We start from the raw sequence: 17,751 nt of genomic DNA on the forward strand, positions 1-17,751 counted from the left end.
GTACACGAGAACGCGCCACGCGCACGGTTGATTCGGTCGGCACGATGCTCCATCAACCGTCGCCTGGATCCGGCCGCCTAATCCCCTGGCCCGACCAAGCACTGCGTCGCATTGATTGCGGCAAGGGAAAGTAATGTCTTTCGAAAACCTGGGTCTTGCGCCCGCTCTGTTGTCGGCCATTCAAGACGCTGGCTTCACCTCCCCCACTCCCGTCCAAGCTTCGGCCATTCCGCAAGCGCTGGCTGGCCACGACCTGATGGTGTCCTCGCAGACGGGTAGCGGCAAGACCGCGGCCTTCATGCTGCCGGCCCTGCACCGCATCGCCCAGATGCCCGCCAACAAGGGCGTCGGCGTGCAAGTGCTGGTGCTGACCCCGACCCGCGAACTGGCCCTGCAAGTCACCGACGCCACCGCCACCTACGGCCGCAAACTGGCCGACCTGCGCACCGCCACCGTCGTCGGCGGCATGCCTTACGGCGCGCAGCTGAAGGCGCTGTCGCGCCGCGTGGACGTGCTGGTCGCCACCCCCGGCCGCCTCATCGACCACCTGAACTCGGGCCGCGTCAAACTGAACACCGTGCACACGCTGGTGCTGGACGAAGCCGACCGCATGCTGGACATGGGCTTCATCGAAGATATCGAGACCATCGTCAGCCGCCTGCCGGAAGGCCGCCAGACGCTGCTGTTCTCGGCCACGCTGGACGGCACCGTCGCCAAGCTGGCCTCGCGCATGATGCGCGAGCCGCAGCGCATCGAGATCGCCGGCGCCAAGGAAAAGCACACCAACATCACGCAAAGCCTGCTGTACGCGGACGATGCCAGCCACAAGATGCAGCTGCTGGACCACGTGCTGCGCGACGCCTCGCTGGACCAGGCCATCGTCTTCACGTCGACCAAGCGCGGCGCCGACGATCTGGCCGACCGCCTGGCCGACCAAGGCTTTGCCGCCGCCGCCCTGCACGGCGACATGAACCAGCGCCAACGCACCCGCACGCTGTCGCAACTGCAGCGCGGCCAACTGCGCATCCTGGTCGCCACCGACGTGGCTGCCCGCGGCATCGACGTGCAAGGCATCAGCCACGCCGTCAACTTCGACCTGCCGATGCAAGCCGAAGACTACGTGCACCGTATCGGCCGTACCGGCCGTGCCGGCCGCAGCGGCCTGGCCTTCACGCTGGCAACGCATTCCGAGCGCCATAAGGTCCGCCGCATCGAGCACTACATCGGCCAATCGATCACCCCCGAAGTGATCGCCGGCCTGGAACCCAAGCGCACCCCGCGCCCCTCGGCTGGCGGCGCCGGCCCGCGTGGCGGCAAGCCGTTCGGCAAGCGTCCCGGCGGCGGCTACCAGGGCAACCGCGAAGGCCGTTCCTTCGGCGGCCCGCGTGGCGAATTCAAGCCGCGTGAAGGCGGCTATCAAGGCAACCGCGAGGGCGGCCCGCGCGAAGGCGGCTACCAAGGCAATCGCCCGTTCGGCGACCGCCCGGCCCGTTCCTTCAGCGATCGTCCGAGCTTCGGCGACCGTCCGCAGCGTGAAGGCGGCTACCAGGGCAACCGCCCCTTCGGTGACCGTCCGCAGCGCGAAGGCGGCTTCCGCGGCGGCGACCGCGATTCGCGTCCCAGCTTCGGCGACCGCCCCAGCTATGGCGACCGCCCCCAGCGCGATGCCCGCCCGTTCAGCGAGCGCGGCCCGCGTGAAGGCGGTTTCCGTGGCGGCGACCGCGACTCGCGCCCCAGCTACAACGACCGCGCCAGCTTTGGCGACCGTCCCAGCTTCGGCGACCGTCCGCAGCGTGAAGGCGGCTTCCGCGGCGGCGACCGTCCGGAAGGCGGTTTCCGTGGCAAGCCCTCGTTCGACAAGCGCCCCGGCGGCCCCGCCAAGCGCTTCGGCAAGTCGGCTGACCGCCGCGGCTAATCCGCCCGCTTGAACCCAACACAAACCCCGCGCCTGTCGCGGGGTTTGTTTTTTGGGAAAATGACCGCTTGTCCACGCACCGCCCGACCATGCAACGATCCGCCCCCGCCAACCTGCCCGCCCTTACTCCCGCCGCCGAGGAACACAGCGCAGCCGCTGCCGCGCATCTGCGCGCCACCATCGCCGCCCATGGCGGCTGGCTGTCGTTCGACCACTGGATGGCGCAGGCTCTATACGCGCCCGGGCTGGGCTATTATGCGGCCGGCAACGTCAAGCTGGCCGAGGCCGACGGCGACGTCCGCACGCCTGCCGGCGACTTCGTCACCGCGCCCCAGCTGACGCCGCTGTTCGCCCGCACGCTGGCCCGCCAGGCCGCCCAGGTGCTGCGCCAGACGCAGACCGACGCCGTGCTGGAATTCGGCGCCGGCACCGGCGCCCTGGCCGAAGGCGTGCTGCGCGAACTGGATGCGATGGGCCTGGATCAAACCCGCTACCTGATCCTGGAAGTGTCGGCCGACCTGCGCGCCCGCCAGGCTGAAAGGCTGGCGGCATTCGGCGAGCGCGTGCAATGGCTGGACGCGCTGCCCCAGCGCTTTGCCGGCTGCGTGCTGGCCAACGAAGTGCTGGACGCGATGCCGGTGTCGATCTTCCGCTGGAGCGATACGGGCGAGGTGCTGGAGCGCGGCGTGGCGGTGGACGCCGCGCAAGGCTTCGTCTGGGAAGACCGCCCGGCGCCGCCGGCGCTAGCCGCCGCTGTCGCCGCCCGCATGCCGGCCCTGCCCGGTTACGTGTCCGAGATCAACCTGCAAGGCGAAGCCTGGATCGCCGCCATGGGCGGCTGGCTGGAACGCGGCGCGGCGCTGCTGCTGGACTACGGCTTTCCGCGCAGCGAGTACTACCATCCGCAGCGGGCAGGCGGCACTCTCATGTGCCACCTGCGCCATCACGCCCACGGCGATCCGTTCACCGCGCCGGGCCTGCAGGACATCACCGCGCACGTCGATTTCACCGCCATGGCGGATGCCGCGCTCGAGGCCGGCATGCAAGTCCTGGGCTATACCTCGCAGGCCCGCTTCCTGATGAATGCGGGGCTGATGGATCTGTTGGCGCAACTGGATCCGAGCGACGTGCAGCAATACGCGCAAGCCGTGGCGCCCGTGCAGAAGCTCTTGTCCGAATCGGAGATGGGCGAACTGTTCAAGGTATTGGCGGTGGGACGCGGCATCACCGAACCGCTGGCAGGGTTCTCGCGCGGCGACCGGTTGGGCAAGCTGTAGGAACGCGTGGCGGCCTCATAGGCATGGCCGCCATGTTTTCAGATCCATAGCGGAATCACTGCGCCCGCAGGCGCTCCAGACGCGCGGCGCGCACCTGCTCCTTGATGCGCGCCGGCTCTCCGGCGCAAGCTTTGGCGATAGCTCCGGCATCCACGCCGCGCACGATCGCCACGCGCGATTGCCAGGCCGCTCGGTCCACGGCGCGCAGCACGGCCGCCGCGTCCAGCAGATCCAGAAAACGCTCCGGCTTGCGCAGCGCATCGGCGCGCTCCATCAGCGCCAGTTGCGCGTCGACAGGATCGCCGCCCTGCTCCACGGCATCCAGACCCGCCAGCACTTCCGGCAACAACCGCGCGTAATCATTGCATTCCGTGGGCACGCGCAGGCGGCGGCCCATGGCGTCGCGCTCAGGCGTCAGTCGACACAGCAAGGCATAGCGCCCCGGCAGCGACAGGCCCTGCGCGGCCGCGCGGTCCACATCGGCCGCGGTCTGCTCCACCCCTTGCAGCTCGGGCATCACGCGCGCCAGCGCGCCGCATTGCTGCAGGATGCCCAGCATGCGCGACGGCGCCGCCGCCATCAAGCCGCGCGACAATTCCTTCCAGACCCGTTCTGCCACCAGCGCGTCGGCCTCGCCGGCCTCGACCATGCGGCGGCACAGCGCCAGGGTCTCGGGCGCCACCGAAAAATCGGCAAAGCGGGCCGCGAACCGGGCCAGCCGCAGAATGCGTACCGGATCCTCTTCGAAGGCCTCGCCGACGTGGCGGAAGATGCGGTCGCGCACGTCGGCGGCGCCGCCCAGGGGATCAACCAGTTCGCCGTCCTGCTTCTGCGCGATGGCGTTGACGGTCAGGTCGCGGCGGCGCAGGTCTTCTTCCAGCGTGACGTCGGCGCCCGTATAGAACGTGAAGCCCTTGTAGCCCCGCCCCGACTTGCGTTCGGTGCGCGCCAGCGCGTATTCCTCTTTGCTGCGCGGATGCAGGAACACCGGAAAGTCGCCGCCGACCGGCACGAAACCGCGGCGCGCCATGTCCTCGGGCGTGGCGCCGACCACGACCCAGTCGTGGTCTCCGGGCGTCAGGCCGAGCAGCGCATCGCGCACCGCTCCGCCCACGATATAGACCTGCAGGCCGTCCGTGGCCGGATCCCGCGTCATGGGATCGAAGTGCTTTCCGCGCCCAGCGGCACAATGTTGCCCAGGCGTTCCTTCAGGGACTGGGGCTGGCCGGTGAACATGGCGGCGTAATACACCGAGTTGGACATCACGTTCTTGACGTAGGTGCGCGTCTCGTTGAACGGGATGGTCTCGGCAAAGATCGCGCCTTCCACTGGATGCGTGAAGGTCGAGCGCCAGTTGTGCGGACGGCGCGGGCCGGCGTTATAGCCTGCGCTGGCCAGCATCTGCGAACCGTTCAGGTCACGCAGCACCATGTTCAGGTAGTTGGTGCCGAGTTCCGTGTTGGTGTCGAAGTCGTTGACGCTGTCGGGCGTGAAGTTGCTCATGCCGATTTTGCCCGCGACCCACTTGGCCGTAGCCGGCATCAGCTGCATCAGGCCGGAAGCGCCGACGTGCGAGCGCGCGTCCATGATGAAGCGCGATTCCTGGCGGATCAGGCCATAGACCCAGGCCGGATCCAGCGCGATGGCGTTGGCCTTGGCGGTGACGCGGCCTTCGAAGGGCGCGATGAAGCGCTGGCTGAAGTCGAACTCTTTTTCCGTGCGGTCGGAGGTGTTGACCACGCGGTCGTAGATGTTCTCGGCGCGCGCCAGTTCGGCGGCGGCCATCAGCTGGCGGTCGCTCATGCCGCGCAGCGTGAAGTTCCATTCCGGCACGGCTTCGGCGCGCCAGCCCAGGCGGAAGAGCTGGATCGCCCGGCGCAGGCCGGGGTTGGCGCGGGCCTCGGTGATTTCCTGGTCGCTAATGGGCGCGGGGCGCGGCGGCACGGTGATGCGGCGGCCCAGTTCCTCGGCGGCCAGCTGGCCGTAGAAGTCGAAGCGGTCGGCGATGCTGGCGTAGGCGGTGGCGGCCTGTTCCTTGTTGCCGCGCGCGGCCTGGCCGCGGGCCTTCCAGTAGATCCAGGACGAATCGGCCTGCTGCGAGGCGGGCATCTGGTCGATGGATTCCATGACCCATTTCCAGTCGATCTTGGGCTGGCGCAAGGCGGCGCGCACCTTCCAGGCGGCGTTGTATTCCGTCATGCGGATGTGGCCGGCCTCGTGGTACCAGTCGTCGGCGCGGCTGTCGAGGTTCAGCGCGGCGACCAGCGCGTACTGGCCGCGAACCCAGGCCAGGTTCGACTTGGCCATGGACTTGGACCAGTCCCCGGACTTGCCCCATTCGCGGCGCAGGTAGGAATCCGCCACACTGACGTCGGAACGCGCCAGGCGCGCCAAGGCGATCGTCACCAGTTCCTTCTCGTTGCGGCCCACGGGTTGACGGCTCTGGCGCGTCAGCCACTTCATGGGGTCCTTCATGAGCTGGTCATAGGTTTTCAGGTCGCCCGGCTCGAACATGTACTGCGCGAACTTGCGCGCGTCGGCGGTCTTGTTGGCTTCGATGGCGTCGCGCAGCTGGGGTTCCAATTGCTCCCAACCCATGATGCCGTCGGCGACCAGCTGGTCGTACAGCGCCCAGCAGGCGCCGCCCGGCGCGAACACGGCCGCGGCCTGCGCCGCCGTGGCGCGCTGCCCGGTCATGTGCTTGGCATCGAGGATGGCGCACTCGATCTGCGCATTGCTGTTCTTCACGGGCGCGAGCTTGCGCACGGTTTCGAAGTCCCCGCTGCGGGCCGCGGCCAGCAACCAGTCGCCGCGCAGGCGATCGGCCAGGTAGGCGTCGGAATTGCCGCTGATGAACTTCTGCAGGTCGGCGGTGGGCCGGCCGGTGGCGGGAGGCGTCCACAACTGGTAGCGCAGCAGCCAGTATTCGGGGTACATGCCCAGCGGATCCGGCTTGGCCTGCGGCACCAGCGCACCCAGCACGGACCACTGCTTGCGGTTCATGGCTTCGCGCGCGGCAACCACGGCGGCCAGCGCGGGCGTCTGGGAGGTCGGCGGCAGGCCGGCCAGCACCGCGGGCGGCACGGAAATGGCGGGTTGCGCGGCCTGAACGGCTGGCTGAGGCTGGGGCTGGGTGTTGACCGACGCGCTGCGCTGCTGCGCGTCCACCGGTGCACAGGCCGCGGTGAACAGCGCCAGAAGCGGCAGCCAGCGGCGCAGGCCGGGAGCGGCCTCGGTGGCGGCGGCGGACCCGGATTTCCGCGCGGTTTTCTGATACCGTCCGGGTTGCAGAGTCTGTGTCATGCCCTGTCCCTCATACACTGGCCTTGCCGTACGCCAGCATGCCGGCAATCCACCTGTTCGTCCGCATGCGTCCGCACATTCGCCATCATTTGTCCATCCCTCTTACAGCCACCGCATGACTACGCAAAATACTCCAGAGGATACCGCAGTACCGCTACGCGCGCGATTGCGGAAACTGCGCGCCGAACTGCCGGAAGACCAGCGTAGCCGCGGCGGCCTGCTCATGCGCGCGCGCCTGTTCACCTGGCTGAATGTGGCGCGCGATGAGGCCGTGCGCGCGGGCCGCCCCGCGCCCGCTACCGTGGCCGCCTTCTGGCCCATGGCCGACGAACCGGACCTGCGCCCGCTGCTAGAACAATGGGTCGAAAACGGCGTGACCGTGGCCCTGCCCGTGGTGCGCGAACGCAATGCCCCGCTGGCCTTCCTGCCCTGGACGCCGGATGCCGAATTGCGTGCCGGCCCCTACGGCATCCAGGAACCCGTCGCCGGCGCCGAACTGCTGCCCGACGTGGTGCTGGTCCCCACCCTGGGCTACACCGAACAGGGCGACCGCCTGGGCTATGGCGGCGGCTATTACGACCGCACCCTGGCCGCGCTGCGCGACCGCGGCCACCCGTTCATCGCCATCGGCATCGCCTGGAGCTGCGGCGAGCTGGACGCCGGTTATGAACCCGCCGCCCACGACTTCCCGCTGGACGCGGTACTGACCCAGGACGGCTGGGTGCCCCAGGCGCCGCTGGAACAAGGCGGCACCAGCGGCACCACGCTGCACAGCTTCCGCATGAACTGACGCACCAGTTCTGCTCCACCAGTTTGCACCAATACGGTGCACGACCTATCATAGGGACTGCTGCCGGGCCTAGCCCAGACCCCGGCCGCAGCACGCAGCGCCCGCGCACTTCCGGGCGCTTTCTTCGGCAGCGCCGCCCCACCCGTTCCCCTGGCCAAGCATTTCCGCGCCAGCCCCGCTGACCCCGATCCACCCGCCAGCCCCGGCCAATCCGCGCCTGGCGCCCACGCCATCCCCTGGCCTCAGCCGCCGCGGCGATGGCGCCGCAACGCCCTTCGGAGGATATTGGTCCTCAGGGGCGCCCCCCGCGCGTGCCGGCCAGGCTGGCATGCGGGTTGCTTAATCCATTGCAACCGGCCGGACATTGGCCGGACGGCGGCCGTGCGCGAGCCGGCTGCCAGCACCTGTACCGGAGGAGCCATGAAGGACAGATCATCCCGTCCCGCCGCCTATGACGAAATGCGCGACAGCGCCGGCGGCATACGCTCCCACTACCAGGCTTTCGAGCGCTGGCATGACGAGCAGTCCGCGCAGGCCATGGCCGCGCGCCGCCTGGAAGCGGACCTGAGCTTTCGCCGGGTCGGCATCACGTTTTCGGTGGCGGGCGACGCGGCCGGCACCGAACGCCTGATCCCCTTCGACCTGATCCCGCGCGTCATCCCCGCCGCCGAATGGCGTCTGCTGGAAGCCGGCCTGAAGCAGCGGGTACGCGCGCTCAACATGTTCATCCACGACATCTATCACGGGCACGACATCGTGCGCGCGGACGTGGTGCCCGCCGAGCAGGTATTCCTGAACGCCCAGTACCGCCCCGAGATGCAGGACGTGGACGTGGCCGAGGACATCTACTGCCACATCGCCGGGGTGGACATCGTGCGCGCGGGCGCGGGCGAGTTCTATGTGCTGGAAGACAATTTGCGAGTGCCGTCCGGCGTGTCCTACATGCTGGAGAACCGCAAGATGTCGATGCGGCTGATGCCCGACGCCTTCAGCCGCATCAAGGTGGAGCCGGTGGCGCACTACCCGGACCTGCTGCTGGACAACCTGCGCGAAGTCGCGCCGCACGGCGGCGACGATCCCACCGTGGTGGTGCTGACGCCCGGCATGTACAACTCGGCCTACTTCGAACACGCCTTCCTGGCGCAGCAGATGGGCGTGGAGCTCGTCGAAGGCCAGGACCTGTTCGTCGAGCAGAACACCGTCTACATGCGCACCACGCAGGGGCCGCGCAAGGTGGACGTGATCTACCGCCGCCTGGACGACGACTTTCTAGATCCGCTGTCGTTCCGCGCCGATTCCGCGCTGGGCGTGCCCGGCCTGCTGTCGGTGTACCGGGCCGGCCGCGTGACGCTGGCCAACGCCATCGGCACCGGGATCGCCGACGACAAGTCCACCTACCTGTACGTGCCCGACATGATCCGCTTCTATCTGGGCGAGGAGCCGATACTGTCCAACGTCCCCACCTGGCGCTGCAACCGGCCCGACGAGCTGTCGCACGTGCTGGCCCACATGCACGAACTGGTGGTGAAGGAAGTCCATGGCTCGGGCGGCTACGGCATGCTGGTGGGGCCGTCTGCCTCGCGCGCCGAGGTCGAGGCCTTCAAGGACCGCGTGCGCGCCAACCCCGCCAATTACATCGCGCAGCCCACGCTGGCGCTGTCCACCGTGCCGACCTACGTGGAATCGGGCGTGGCGCCGCGCCATGTGGACCTGCGCCCCTACGTGCTGTGCGGCAAGGACATCCGCACCGTGCCGGGCGGCCTGTGCCGCGTGGCGCTGACCGAGGGCTCGCTGGTGGTCAACAGCAGCCAGGGCGGCGGCACCAAGGACACCTGGGTGCTGGAGGAGGACTGAACATGCTGAGCCGAACCGCCGACAATCTGTTCTGGATGTGCCGCTACACCGAACGCGCCGAAAACACCGCCCGCATGCTGGACGTGAACCTGCAGATGTCGCTGCTGCCGCAGGACGCGCAGCGGCGCGAAGGCTCGTGGCTGGGCGTGCTGCGCATCTCCGAGCTGCAAGGCCTGTACCAGAGCAAGTACGCCTCCATCTCGCCGCACGACGTGCTGCAGTACATGGTGCGCGATCCCGAGAACCCCTCGTCCATCTATTCCTGCATGCGCGCCGCCCGCGAGAACGCGCGCGCCGTGCGCGGCAGCCTCACCACCGAGGTCTGGGAAACCTACAACACCACCTGGCTGGAACTGCTCAAGCACCTGCACACGGGCTTGCTGGAACGCAACCCGGGCGAGTTCTTCGAATGGGTCAAGTTCCGTTCGCACCTGGCGCGCGGCGTCACCATCGGCACCATGCTGGAGGACGAGGCCCTGTACTTCCTGCGCATCGGCATGCACCTGGAACGCGCCGACAACACCGCGCGCATGCTGGACGTGAAGTTCCATGAACGCGGGTCCAACGGCCACGATAGCCGAACCGAGGGAGCCGGCGCGGCGGCGCTGCAAAGCGAGTTCTACCGCTGGTCGGCGCTGCTCAGCTCGGTGTCCGGCCTGGAGATTTACCGCAAGGTATATCGCGACGTCATCACCCCCGACCGCGTGGCCGAGCTGCTGATCCTGCACGGCGACATGCCGCGCTCGCTGCTGGCCTCGATGCGCGCGGTGGCCGACGACCTGGCGCGTGTCTCCAACCAACGCTCGACCGAAACCGAGAGGCGCGCCGGCATGCTGTGCGCCGAACTGCAATACGGTCGCGTCGAGGACATCCTGGACAGCGGCCTGCATCAATACCTGGAGCACTTCCTCGACCGCATCAACGATCTGGGCAACCGGATCAGCCAGGATTTCCTGGTGCCGCTGTCGGCCTAGACCGGAGACCGGAATGAAACAGATCATCACCCACGTCACTCACTACCGCTACACCGCCCCGGTCACCTACAGCATCCAGACCTTACGCCTGACCCCGCGCGACGACGAGCACCAGCGCGTGCTGCGCTGGCATATCGAAGCCCCCGGCGAACTGGACAAGCAGGTGGATGCCTACGGCAACATCACGCATACGCTGACGCTCAACCAGCCGCACACCGACATCGAGTTGCGCGTGGTCGGGCAAGTGCTGGTGGCGCCGCTGGAACGCGGCCTGCTGGGCAGCGAGGACAGCCGTCTGCCAGTGCACGCCTATTGCGTGCAGACGCCGCTGACCCAGGCCGACGACACCGTCATGGCCTTCGTGCGCGACGCGCTGCCGGGCGGTCTGCATACGCCGGACGACGTGCTGGCCCTGGCGACCGCGGTCAGCGACCGCGTTGCCTACGAGCCCGGCACCACCGATGTCACCACCGCCGCCAACCAGGTGCTGGCCATGGGCCACGGCGTCTGCCAGGACCATGCCCACCTCTTCCTGGCCTGCGTGCGCGGCCTGGGCGTGCCCGCGCGCTACGTCAGCGGCTACCTGTACACCACCGCCGAACACGCCGCCAGCCACGCCTGGGCCGACGTCTGGCTGCCCGACGTGGGCTGGACCAGCGTGGACATCACCAACCGCCAGTTCGCCTCGGACTGCCATTGCCGGCTGGCGGTGGCGCGGGACTATGACTCGGCTTCACCGGTGCGCGGCGTGCGCAGCGGCGGCGGCCAGGAATCCATGGAGGTCAGCGTGCAGGTCCAGACCAGCGCCCAGCAGTAACATCCCGCCGGCCGCGCCGCAATACAATGCGGCGTGGTTTTCCCTAATTCTGATCATGACCTACTGCGTCGCAGCCCGCCTTGATTCCGGCCTGGTATTCCTGGCCGACTCCCGCACCAACGCCGGAGTCGACCAGATCAGCGTCTTCCGCAAAATGACCGTGTTCGAGCGCCCGGGCGACCGTGTCATGGTGCTGATGAGTTCGGGCAACCTGGCGGTCAGCCAGGCGGTGCTGAACGCGCTGGCGCGCCAGCACGACGAAGGCGGCGAAACCGTCTGGAACGCGCCCGACATGTTCGAGGCCACCCGCCGCGTCGGCGCCGCGGTGCGCTCGGTCTATCACCACGAAGCCCCGGCCCTGCGCGAGCAGGGCGTGGACTTCAACGTCAACCTGATCTTCGGCGGCCAGATCGGCGCCGAACGCTGCCGCCTGTTCCAGGTGTATTCGGCCGGCAACTTCATCGAAGCCGGCCAGGAATGCCCGTACTTCCAGATCGGCGAAGCCAAATACGGCAAGCCCATCCTGGACCGCGTGCTGCGTCCCGACACCTCGCTGGACGAAGCGGCCAAGTGCGCCCTGATCTCCATGGACTCCACGCTGCGCTCCAATATCTCGGTGGGCCTGCCGCTGGACCTGCTGGTCTACGACACGCACTCGCTGCGCGTCACGCATTTCGCCAGCATCGACGAGCACAACGAGTACTTCCGCATGATCCGCGGCACCTGGGGCGAACGCCTGCGCCAGGTCTTCGCCGAGATCCCGGACCCGCTGTGGACCAATCCCGACTCGCCCGATTCGCTGGTCCCTCCCAGCCGCGTGCACCAGCCGCTGCGCGCAGAGCCGATGGATGCGCCCGTGTCGAACTATCCGGCGCCGCAGGTGTTGGCTGAAGATCCGGGGAAGGATCAGGCGAACTAGGGGCGGTTTCCGGCAGGAACATGCCAAGCCTCCCAGGCCAGAACCCGGGACTCCGTCTGATACCGCAGGCTTCCGCGCGCATTTATGTGTTCCGGACGCCTTGATCCCTTGCAGCACGACCGGAATCTGCTTTACAGTTTCTTCAACGTATATGCACGCCATATGCCCACCTTCCGAGGCCCGCGCAATTCATTGCTGCGGGCTTTCGTGTTTTTGTGCGGCATGAATCGTTGCCATTTTGAATTTGGGTGCGATCTTTCCATTCACTGAAGGAAAGCCAGCCGTCTCCCGCGCCCTACACTGCTTCGATTCGTATGCAAGCCACGTGTCGGACAAAGTGTTACGTCATGCATTACGTCATGTATCTGGACGAGTTCGGCCACATTGGCCCATTCGTCTCTCGGGATCACGACAAGCACCGGACAAGCCCGGTGTTCGGCTTCGGGGGGTTGGTCCTGCCTGTTGAATCCGTGCGCGAATTCGCCATCTACTTCTACAAACTGAAATGCCATCTATTGAAGTTCGAACTGGAACGGCAAGACCAACCTGCGTACCGCTGGGAAAAGAAGGGCGCGCAACTCTATACCGTCCGGAATGTTGAAAAGTACCAGCAGTTGCGGACCGCAACGGGGCGTTTGCTGAACCGGATCAGACAGATTGGCGGACACGTGATTTACAGCGGCGAGCAAAAGACAACAGACGCGGCATCGCATCAACCCGCGGAGATCTTCAAGCAGCAATTGCTACGCATAGTCCGGCGCGCGGATCGCTTTTTCTCGGCAAGGCAGGCCACCTTCATGCTTTTGATCGACGAGCAACAGGCGGGCAGCCGATGGCGCGAAATGAATGTCGAAGCCTGCACGCTGGCGATGTTCGAAGATGCCACCGACCGATGCAGAACGCTGGTCGAGCCGCTGATTCAAGGTGAGAGCCACCTGTTCCAGACCCTTCAATGTGCTGACTGGATCTGCAGCTTGGTGGGCCGGCTGTGCGCCTTCCAGGTGGCGTCCGCGCAGTACCGGGACTGGGAGATTTTTCACCGTTACTTTCATGACCGCGTGCAAGCCGCAGCCCTCCCGTGCAGCGGACTCGGTTCGCAGGAAGAGCAGGAAAATCCCCCGCTCATATCGCCTTCCGCGTAAACCCTCCTTTCCAGCAGCCGAAACCCGGCTTGCGGAACCGCGAATTCTCATCCGGGCGCTGTCGCGCCACACTGGTGTCCGGCCGTCATGCTTTGCCTTGGGGGCCCCGACAACACCACAAGGAGCGAGACATGCCCCCTATCTACGCGCGCGCCCTCAAGCGTGCAGCATGGCCCATGCTGGCCCTGTCCTGCCTGGTTTCTGGCACCGCCGGCGCGCAAGGCGCCTATCCCAACCATCCCATTTCGCTGGTCGTGCCGTTCGCAGCGGGCGGGCCGACCGATGTCGTGGCGCGCAGTCTGGGCGCGTCCATGTCCAAGACGCTGGGCCAAAGCATCATCATCGAGAACCGCACCGGTGCGGGCGGCACGCTGGCGTCCCAGCACGTGGCGCGCGCCGCGCCCGATGGCTACACCTTCCTGATTCACCACAACGGCATGGCCACCGCGCCGGCGCTGTACCGCAAGCTGTCATTCAACCCGCTGACGGACTTCGCCTATGTCGGCCAGGTGGCCGACGTGCCCATGACGCTGCTGGGCCGCAAGGACCTGCCCGCGGACGGCATGAAGGACTTCATCAAGTACGCCAAGGAAAACGGCAACAAGATCAACCTGGCCAACGCCGGGCTGGGCGCGGTGTCGCAGCTCTGCGGCATGTTGCTGCAGGAATCGCTGGGCGTGCAGTTCACCACCGTGCCCTATGCCGGCACGGCGCCGGCGATGACCGCGCTGCTGGGCGGCCAGGTGGACGTGCTGTGCGATCAGACCACCCAGACCATTCCGCAGATCAAGGCCGACCGCGTGAAGCTGTACGGCGTCACCACGCTGGAGCGCATCAAGACGCTGCCTGATGCGCCGACCCTGCAGGAGAACGGCCTGAAGGGCTTCGAGGTCAAGGTGTGGCATGGCGTCTACGCGCCCAAGGGCACGCCGCCAGAAGCCGTCGCGAAGTTCAACGAGGCCCTGCGCGCCGCGCTGAAGGATCCTGCCTTCACGCAGAAGATGGCGGAACTGGGCGCCGAGATCGTGCCGGAATCCAAGCAGACGCCGCAAGGCCTGCAGACCTGGCTGCAATCCGAGGTCGACAAATGGGGCGGCATCATCGGCAAGGCGGGGGTGTACGCCGACTGATGGCGCGGCGGGCGGCGGCGGTTGCTGCTGCCCGTTCATGAATATATATTCGCGTGCATGAGTACGAACGACGTAAAAAGCGCCAGGCGCGTCCTGGACATCCTGCAATTCTTCGCCGCGACGCGGGCGCCGGCCACGCTGTCGCAGCTTTCGGCCGGACTGGGCATCCCCAAGTCCAGCTGCCTGGCCTTGCTGGACACGCTGGAAGGCGACGGCTACGCGCATCAGACTGCGGGCCGTTATTACCTCACCCGCCGCTGGCTGAACGAGGCCCGCACTGTGGCCGAGCATGACCAGCTGACCACACGCATCCGGCCCACGCTGGAGGCGCTGCGCGACGAATTGGACGAGACCCTGATCCTGGCGCAACGGTCGGGCGACCAGGTGGTCTACCTGGACGTGGCCGAGCCCGAACGCATCGTGCGCTTCACGGCCAGGGTCGGCCAGCAAAAACCGCTGCATGCATCGGCCTCCGGGCGTGCCCTGCTGGGCGCCATGCCGCCTGCCGAACGCGAGGCGCTGGTCGCGCGCCTGCCCCTGGACCGCTATACCAGCAAGACGGTCAAGACCCACAAGCAACTGCTGCAGCTGATCGATTCCGAAGCCCGGCGCGGCTGGCACGTCAATCTGGCGGAGCATCAGGCCGATACCCTGTCGGTTGCCGCGCCGCTGGTGTTGTACGGCGCCGTGCTGGCGCTGGTCGTGGGCGCTCCGCTGGACCGTTCCGCCTCCCGCGCCGACCTCATCGGCCAGACCTTGCTTGCCGCCGGCCGCGAACTCACGCAACGCCTGGACAGCCCGGCGCCCGCCGTGACTGCCTACTAAGGCCAGCCCCTAAAAGGGCTTTCGCCGCTCCGGCCGCCTGGCTGCCCCGAGAGGCGCCTGGCGGCCGCGCCTTTACCTCCCCTTCCTGCTTTCCGCCGCGTCACCCGCGCTGGCGGCGCGCGCCTGCGTCCTCCGCGGCTGCGCAGGCTCCTGCGGGTTTACGACTAGCCAAAACCATTGCCCGCCTTCGTTCATGAATATAAACTTTTGTTCAAGAGTAAGAACGCGGATCGGGATTACCGGTAGCGGCCGCTCGAATTCCGGGCCAATACCCCGGCGCTCTCTACATGAAGGAAAGAACATGGCTGGCCTTTATTACGAACAGTTTTCGCCCGGGCAGGCGTTCGAGCATGCCTGGACCCGCACCCTGACCGAAATGGACAACGTGCTGTTCAGTTCCCTGACGATGAACGTGCAGCCGCTGCATCTGGACGCGCATTTCGCCGCGCAGACGGAGTTCGGCAAGCCCCTGGTCAACAGCCTGTTCACGCTGGGCCTGCTGATCGGCATGACGGTCAACGACACCACCCTGGGCACTACCGTGGCCAATCTGGGCATGACCGACGTGAACTTCCCCAAGCCGGTTTTCGCTGGCGACACCTTGCATGTGCACACCCGCGTGCTGTCGGTGCGCGAGAGCAAATCGCGCCCCAACGCGGGCATCGTCGAGTTCGAGCACACCGCGCTGAACCATCGCGACGAAGTCGTGGCCACGTGCAAGCGTTCGGCCTTGATGCGCAAGCGTCCGGCCTGAGCTTGCCGCCGTCCAGGAGGACCACGATGACCCGCTCCCTGCTGTTCGTGCCCGGCGATTCCGGGCGCAAGTTCGATCACGCGGCCGCCAGCGCCGCCGATGCCCTGATCCTGGACCTGGAAGACTCCGTCGCCCCGGACCAGAAGCCTGCTGCGCGCAAGGAAGTCCGCGCCATGCTGGAACGCGGCGCGGCAGGCAAACAACTATGGGTGCGCATCAACGCGCTGGAGGGCGGCGACGCCCTGGCCGATCTGGCCGCCGTGATGCCCGCCACCCCCTACGGCATCGTGCTGCCCAAATGCGCCGGCCGCGATGGTCTCCTGCACCTGTCGCACTATCTTGACGCCTTCGAGGCCACGGCCGGCACGGCCCCAGGCGTCACACGCATCCTCGCCATCGTCACCGAGACTGCGCAGTCCCTATTCAGCCTGCACGACTACCGCGACGCCACGCCGCGGCTGTGGGGGCTGTCCTGGGGTGCGGAAGACCTGGCCGCCGACGTCGGCGCGCTGCGCAACCGCGAGGCGGGCCGCTACACGGAGCCCTTCCGTCTGGCGCGCTCGCTGTGCCTGATGTCGGCCGCCGCGGCCGGCGTGCGCGCCATCGACACGGTCTGCGTCGACCTTGACGCGCCCGAGGTTCTGGCAGCCGAGGCCGGCGAAGCCTTTCGCGATGGCTTCGTCGGCAAGATGGCCATCCATCCGCGCCACGTAGCCGCGGTCAACGCGGCGCTGAGCCCGGACGACGGCCAATTGCAATGGGCCCGCGCCGTCATTGCCGCCTTCGCCGCCAACCCGGGCGCGGGCACCTTGCGGCTGGACGGCAAGATGATCGACCGCCCGCACCTGCGCCTGGCGCGCCGCCTGCTGGGGGAGGACTGAACATGCCCGGACCACTGCACGGCATACGCGTCGTCGACATGACCAGCGTCGGCATGGGGCCCATGGCCACCCAGATGCTGGGCGACATGGGCGCCGACGTCATCAAGGTGGAATCCGCCGAGGGCGACGTATTCCGTCACGTCACCCCCCAGCGCCATGCCGCCATGAGCCATACCCATCTGAACCTGAACCGCAATAAGCGCAGCGCGGTGATCAATGCCAAGACCCCCGAAGGCCGTGCGCAACTGGACGCGTTGATCGGCGGCGCCGACGTCTTCATCTCCAACATGCGCGCCCCGGCGATGCGCCGCCTGGGCCTGGATTACGCGACGCTGCAGCCCCGTTTTCCCGAACTGGTCTATTGCGCCTGCTATGGCTATTCGGAGCAAGGCCCTTACGCGGGACGCGCCGCCATCGACGACACCATCCAGGCCGCGTCGGGCATGGCCTGGCTGCAGGGCGGCGCGGGCGAGCAGGCGCCGCGCTATGTCAATTCCGTGGTCGCCGACAAGGTGGTGGCGCTGTACGTGGCCAACGCCGTCACCAGCGCCCTGTTGGCGCGCGAGCGCGGCGCGGGCGGCCAGGCCGTGGAAGTGCCGATGTTCGAATGCATGGTGGCCTTCCTGGCGCCGGAACATCTGGCGGGGCTGACCTTCGTGCCGCCCGAAGGGCCGGCGGGCTATACGCGCCTGCTCAATGAGTACCGCCGCCCGTTCCGCACGCAGGACGGCTACATGAGCGTGGTGCCTTACACCACGCCGCAATGGCAGCGCTTCTTTGCGCTGGCCGGCAACCCCGAGATGGCGCAGGACCCGCGCTACTTGACGCTCAACAGCCGCAGCAAGCATTTTCCCGAGCTATACAGCTACGTCGAAGGCGTGCTGGGCAAGCGCACCACCGCGCAATGGATCGAACTGCTGGCGACCGCCGACATCCCCTATGCGCCGGTCAACGGCTTCGAGGAACTGCTGGCCGACCCGCACTTGCGGGCCACCGGCTTCTGGCATGAATCCGAGCACCCCACCGAAGGGCGGCTGATCCAGGCGGGCCTGCCCGTCCGCTTCAGCCGCACGCCGGCAGAGATCCGGCGGCATCCGCCCGGCCTGGGCGAACACACAGCCGAGATCCTGGCGGAAGCCCAGGCCGGCCGGACGTCCTAAGGTTCCAAAG

General features: G+C 67.4%; 15 protein-coding genes. 13 read left to right on the forward strand and 2 right to left on the reverse strand.

Annotation, left to right across the window (positions count from 1 at the left end; genetic code table 11):
- The first annotated feature begins 133 nt into the window (after positions 1–133).
- Positions 134–1,915: a DEAD/DEAH box helicase gene (locus HV766_RS16335; RefSeq protein WP_175181520.1), complete on the forward strand. Its 1,782-nt coding sequence runs from the start codon at positions 134–136 to the stop codon at positions 1,913–1,915.
- A gap of 89 nt (positions 1,916–2,004) precedes the next feature.
- Positions 2,005–3,192, forward strand: coding sequence for a class I SAM-dependent methyltransferase (locus HV766_RS16340; protein WP_054456968.1), 1,188 nt, complete (start codon positions 2,005–2,007; stop codon positions 3,190–3,192).
- 55 nt (positions 3,193–3,247) lie between these two features.
- Here the strand turns inward: HV766_RS16340 and HV766_RS16345 are convergent, their stop codons facing one another.
- The gene (locus tag HV766_RS16345) at positions 3,248–4,348 is read right to left on the reverse strand and encodes a tRNA nucleotidyltransferase/poly(A) polymerase-related protein (protein WP_175181521.1); all 1,101 of its coding nucleotides are present in this window, start codon (positions 4,346–4,348) and stop codon (positions 3,248–3,250) included.
- The gene (locus HV766_RS16350; RefSeq protein ID WP_119450166.1) at positions 4,345–6,495 is read right to left on the reverse strand and encodes a lytic transglycosylase domain-containing protein; all 2,151 of its coding nucleotides are present in this window, start codon (positions 6,493–6,495) and stop codon (positions 4,345–4,347) included. Before HV766_RS16350 ends, HV766_RS16345 begins: the two co-directional genes overlap by 4 nt.
- A 115-nt stretch (positions 6,496–6,610) precedes the next feature.
- Between HV766_RS16350 and HV766_RS16355 the strand changes: the two genes are divergently transcribed.
- From HV766_RS16355 to HV766_RS16405, 11 genes are all read left to right on the forward strand, one after another.
- Positions 6,611–7,285 (forward strand): 5-formyltetrahydrofolate cyclo-ligase, encoded by a 675-nt coding sequence (locus tag HV766_RS16355; RefSeq protein WP_054456975.1) that lies wholly within the window; start codon positions 6,611–6,613, stop codon positions 7,283–7,285.
- Positions 7,286–7,705: 420 nt separating this feature from the next.
- The gene (locus HV766_RS16360) at positions 7,706–9,139 is read left to right on the forward strand and encodes a circularly permuted type 2 ATP-grasp protein (protein WP_119450165.1); all 1,434 of its coding nucleotides are present in this window, start codon (positions 7,706–7,708) and stop codon (positions 9,137–9,139) included.
- Between the two features lie 2 nt (positions 9,140–9,141).
- On the forward strand, positions 9,142–10,113 hold the full coding sequence (locus HV766_RS16365) for an alpha-E domain-containing protein (RefSeq protein ID WP_175162373.1): 972 nt from the start codon (positions 9,142–9,144) through the stop codon (positions 10,111–10,113).
- A gap of 13 nt (positions 10,114–10,126) precedes the next feature.
- On the forward strand, positions 10,127–10,930 hold the full coding sequence (locus HV766_RS16370) for a transglutaminase family protein (RefSeq protein WP_054456981.1): 804 nt from the start codon (positions 10,127–10,129) through the stop codon (positions 10,928–10,930).
- A gap of 55 nt (positions 10,931–10,985) precedes the next feature.
- Positions 10,986–11,849, forward strand: coding sequence for a proteasome-type protease (locus HV766_RS16375; RefSeq protein WP_054456984.1), 864 nt, complete (start codon positions 10,986–10,988; stop codon positions 11,847–11,849).
- Between the two features lie 359 nt (positions 11,850–12,208).
- On the forward strand, positions 12,209–12,991 hold the full coding sequence (locus HV766_RS16380) for a DUF3800 domain-containing protein (RefSeq protein WP_254593329.1): 783 nt from the start codon (positions 12,209–12,211) through the stop codon (positions 12,989–12,991).
- A gap of 131 nt (positions 12,992–13,122) precedes the next feature.
- On the forward strand, positions 13,123–14,121 hold the full coding sequence (locus tag HV766_RS16385; RefSeq protein ID WP_175181523.1) for a tripartite tricarboxylate transporter substrate-binding protein: 999 nt from the start codon (positions 13,123–13,125) through the stop codon (positions 14,119–14,121).
- Between the two features lie 57 nt (positions 14,122–14,178).
- Positions 14,179–14,946, forward strand: a complete 768-nt coding sequence (locus HV766_RS16390; protein ID WP_054456990.1) for an IclR family transcriptional regulator — start codon at positions 14,179–14,181, stop codon at positions 14,944–14,946.
- A 301-nt stretch (positions 14,947–15,247) separates the two neighbouring features.
- Complete coding sequence (locus HV766_RS16395) at positions 15,248–15,700, forward strand: MaoC family dehydratase (protein WP_054456992.1); 453 nt, start codon at positions 15,248–15,250, stop codon at positions 15,698–15,700.
- Between the two features lie 26 nt (positions 15,701–15,726).
- Positions 15,727–16,581, forward strand: coding sequence for an HpcH/HpaI aldolase/citrate lyase family protein (locus HV766_RS16400; protein WP_119450162.1), 855 nt, complete (start codon positions 15,727–15,729; stop codon positions 16,579–16,581).
- 2 nt (positions 16,582–16,583) lie between these two features.
- Entirely contained in the window at positions 16,584–17,741 is a 1,158-nt protein-coding gene (locus HV766_RS16405) for a CaiB/BaiF CoA transferase family protein (protein WP_175181524.1), read from the forward strand.
- Positions 17,742–17,751 lie beyond the last annotated feature (10 nt).

It is taken from the genome of Achromobacter aegrifaciens, from assembly GCF_902859735.1.
Taxonomy (GTDB): domain Bacteria; phylum Pseudomonadota; class Gammaproteobacteria; order Burkholderiales; family Burkholderiaceae_B; genus Achromobacter; species Achromobacter aegrifaciens.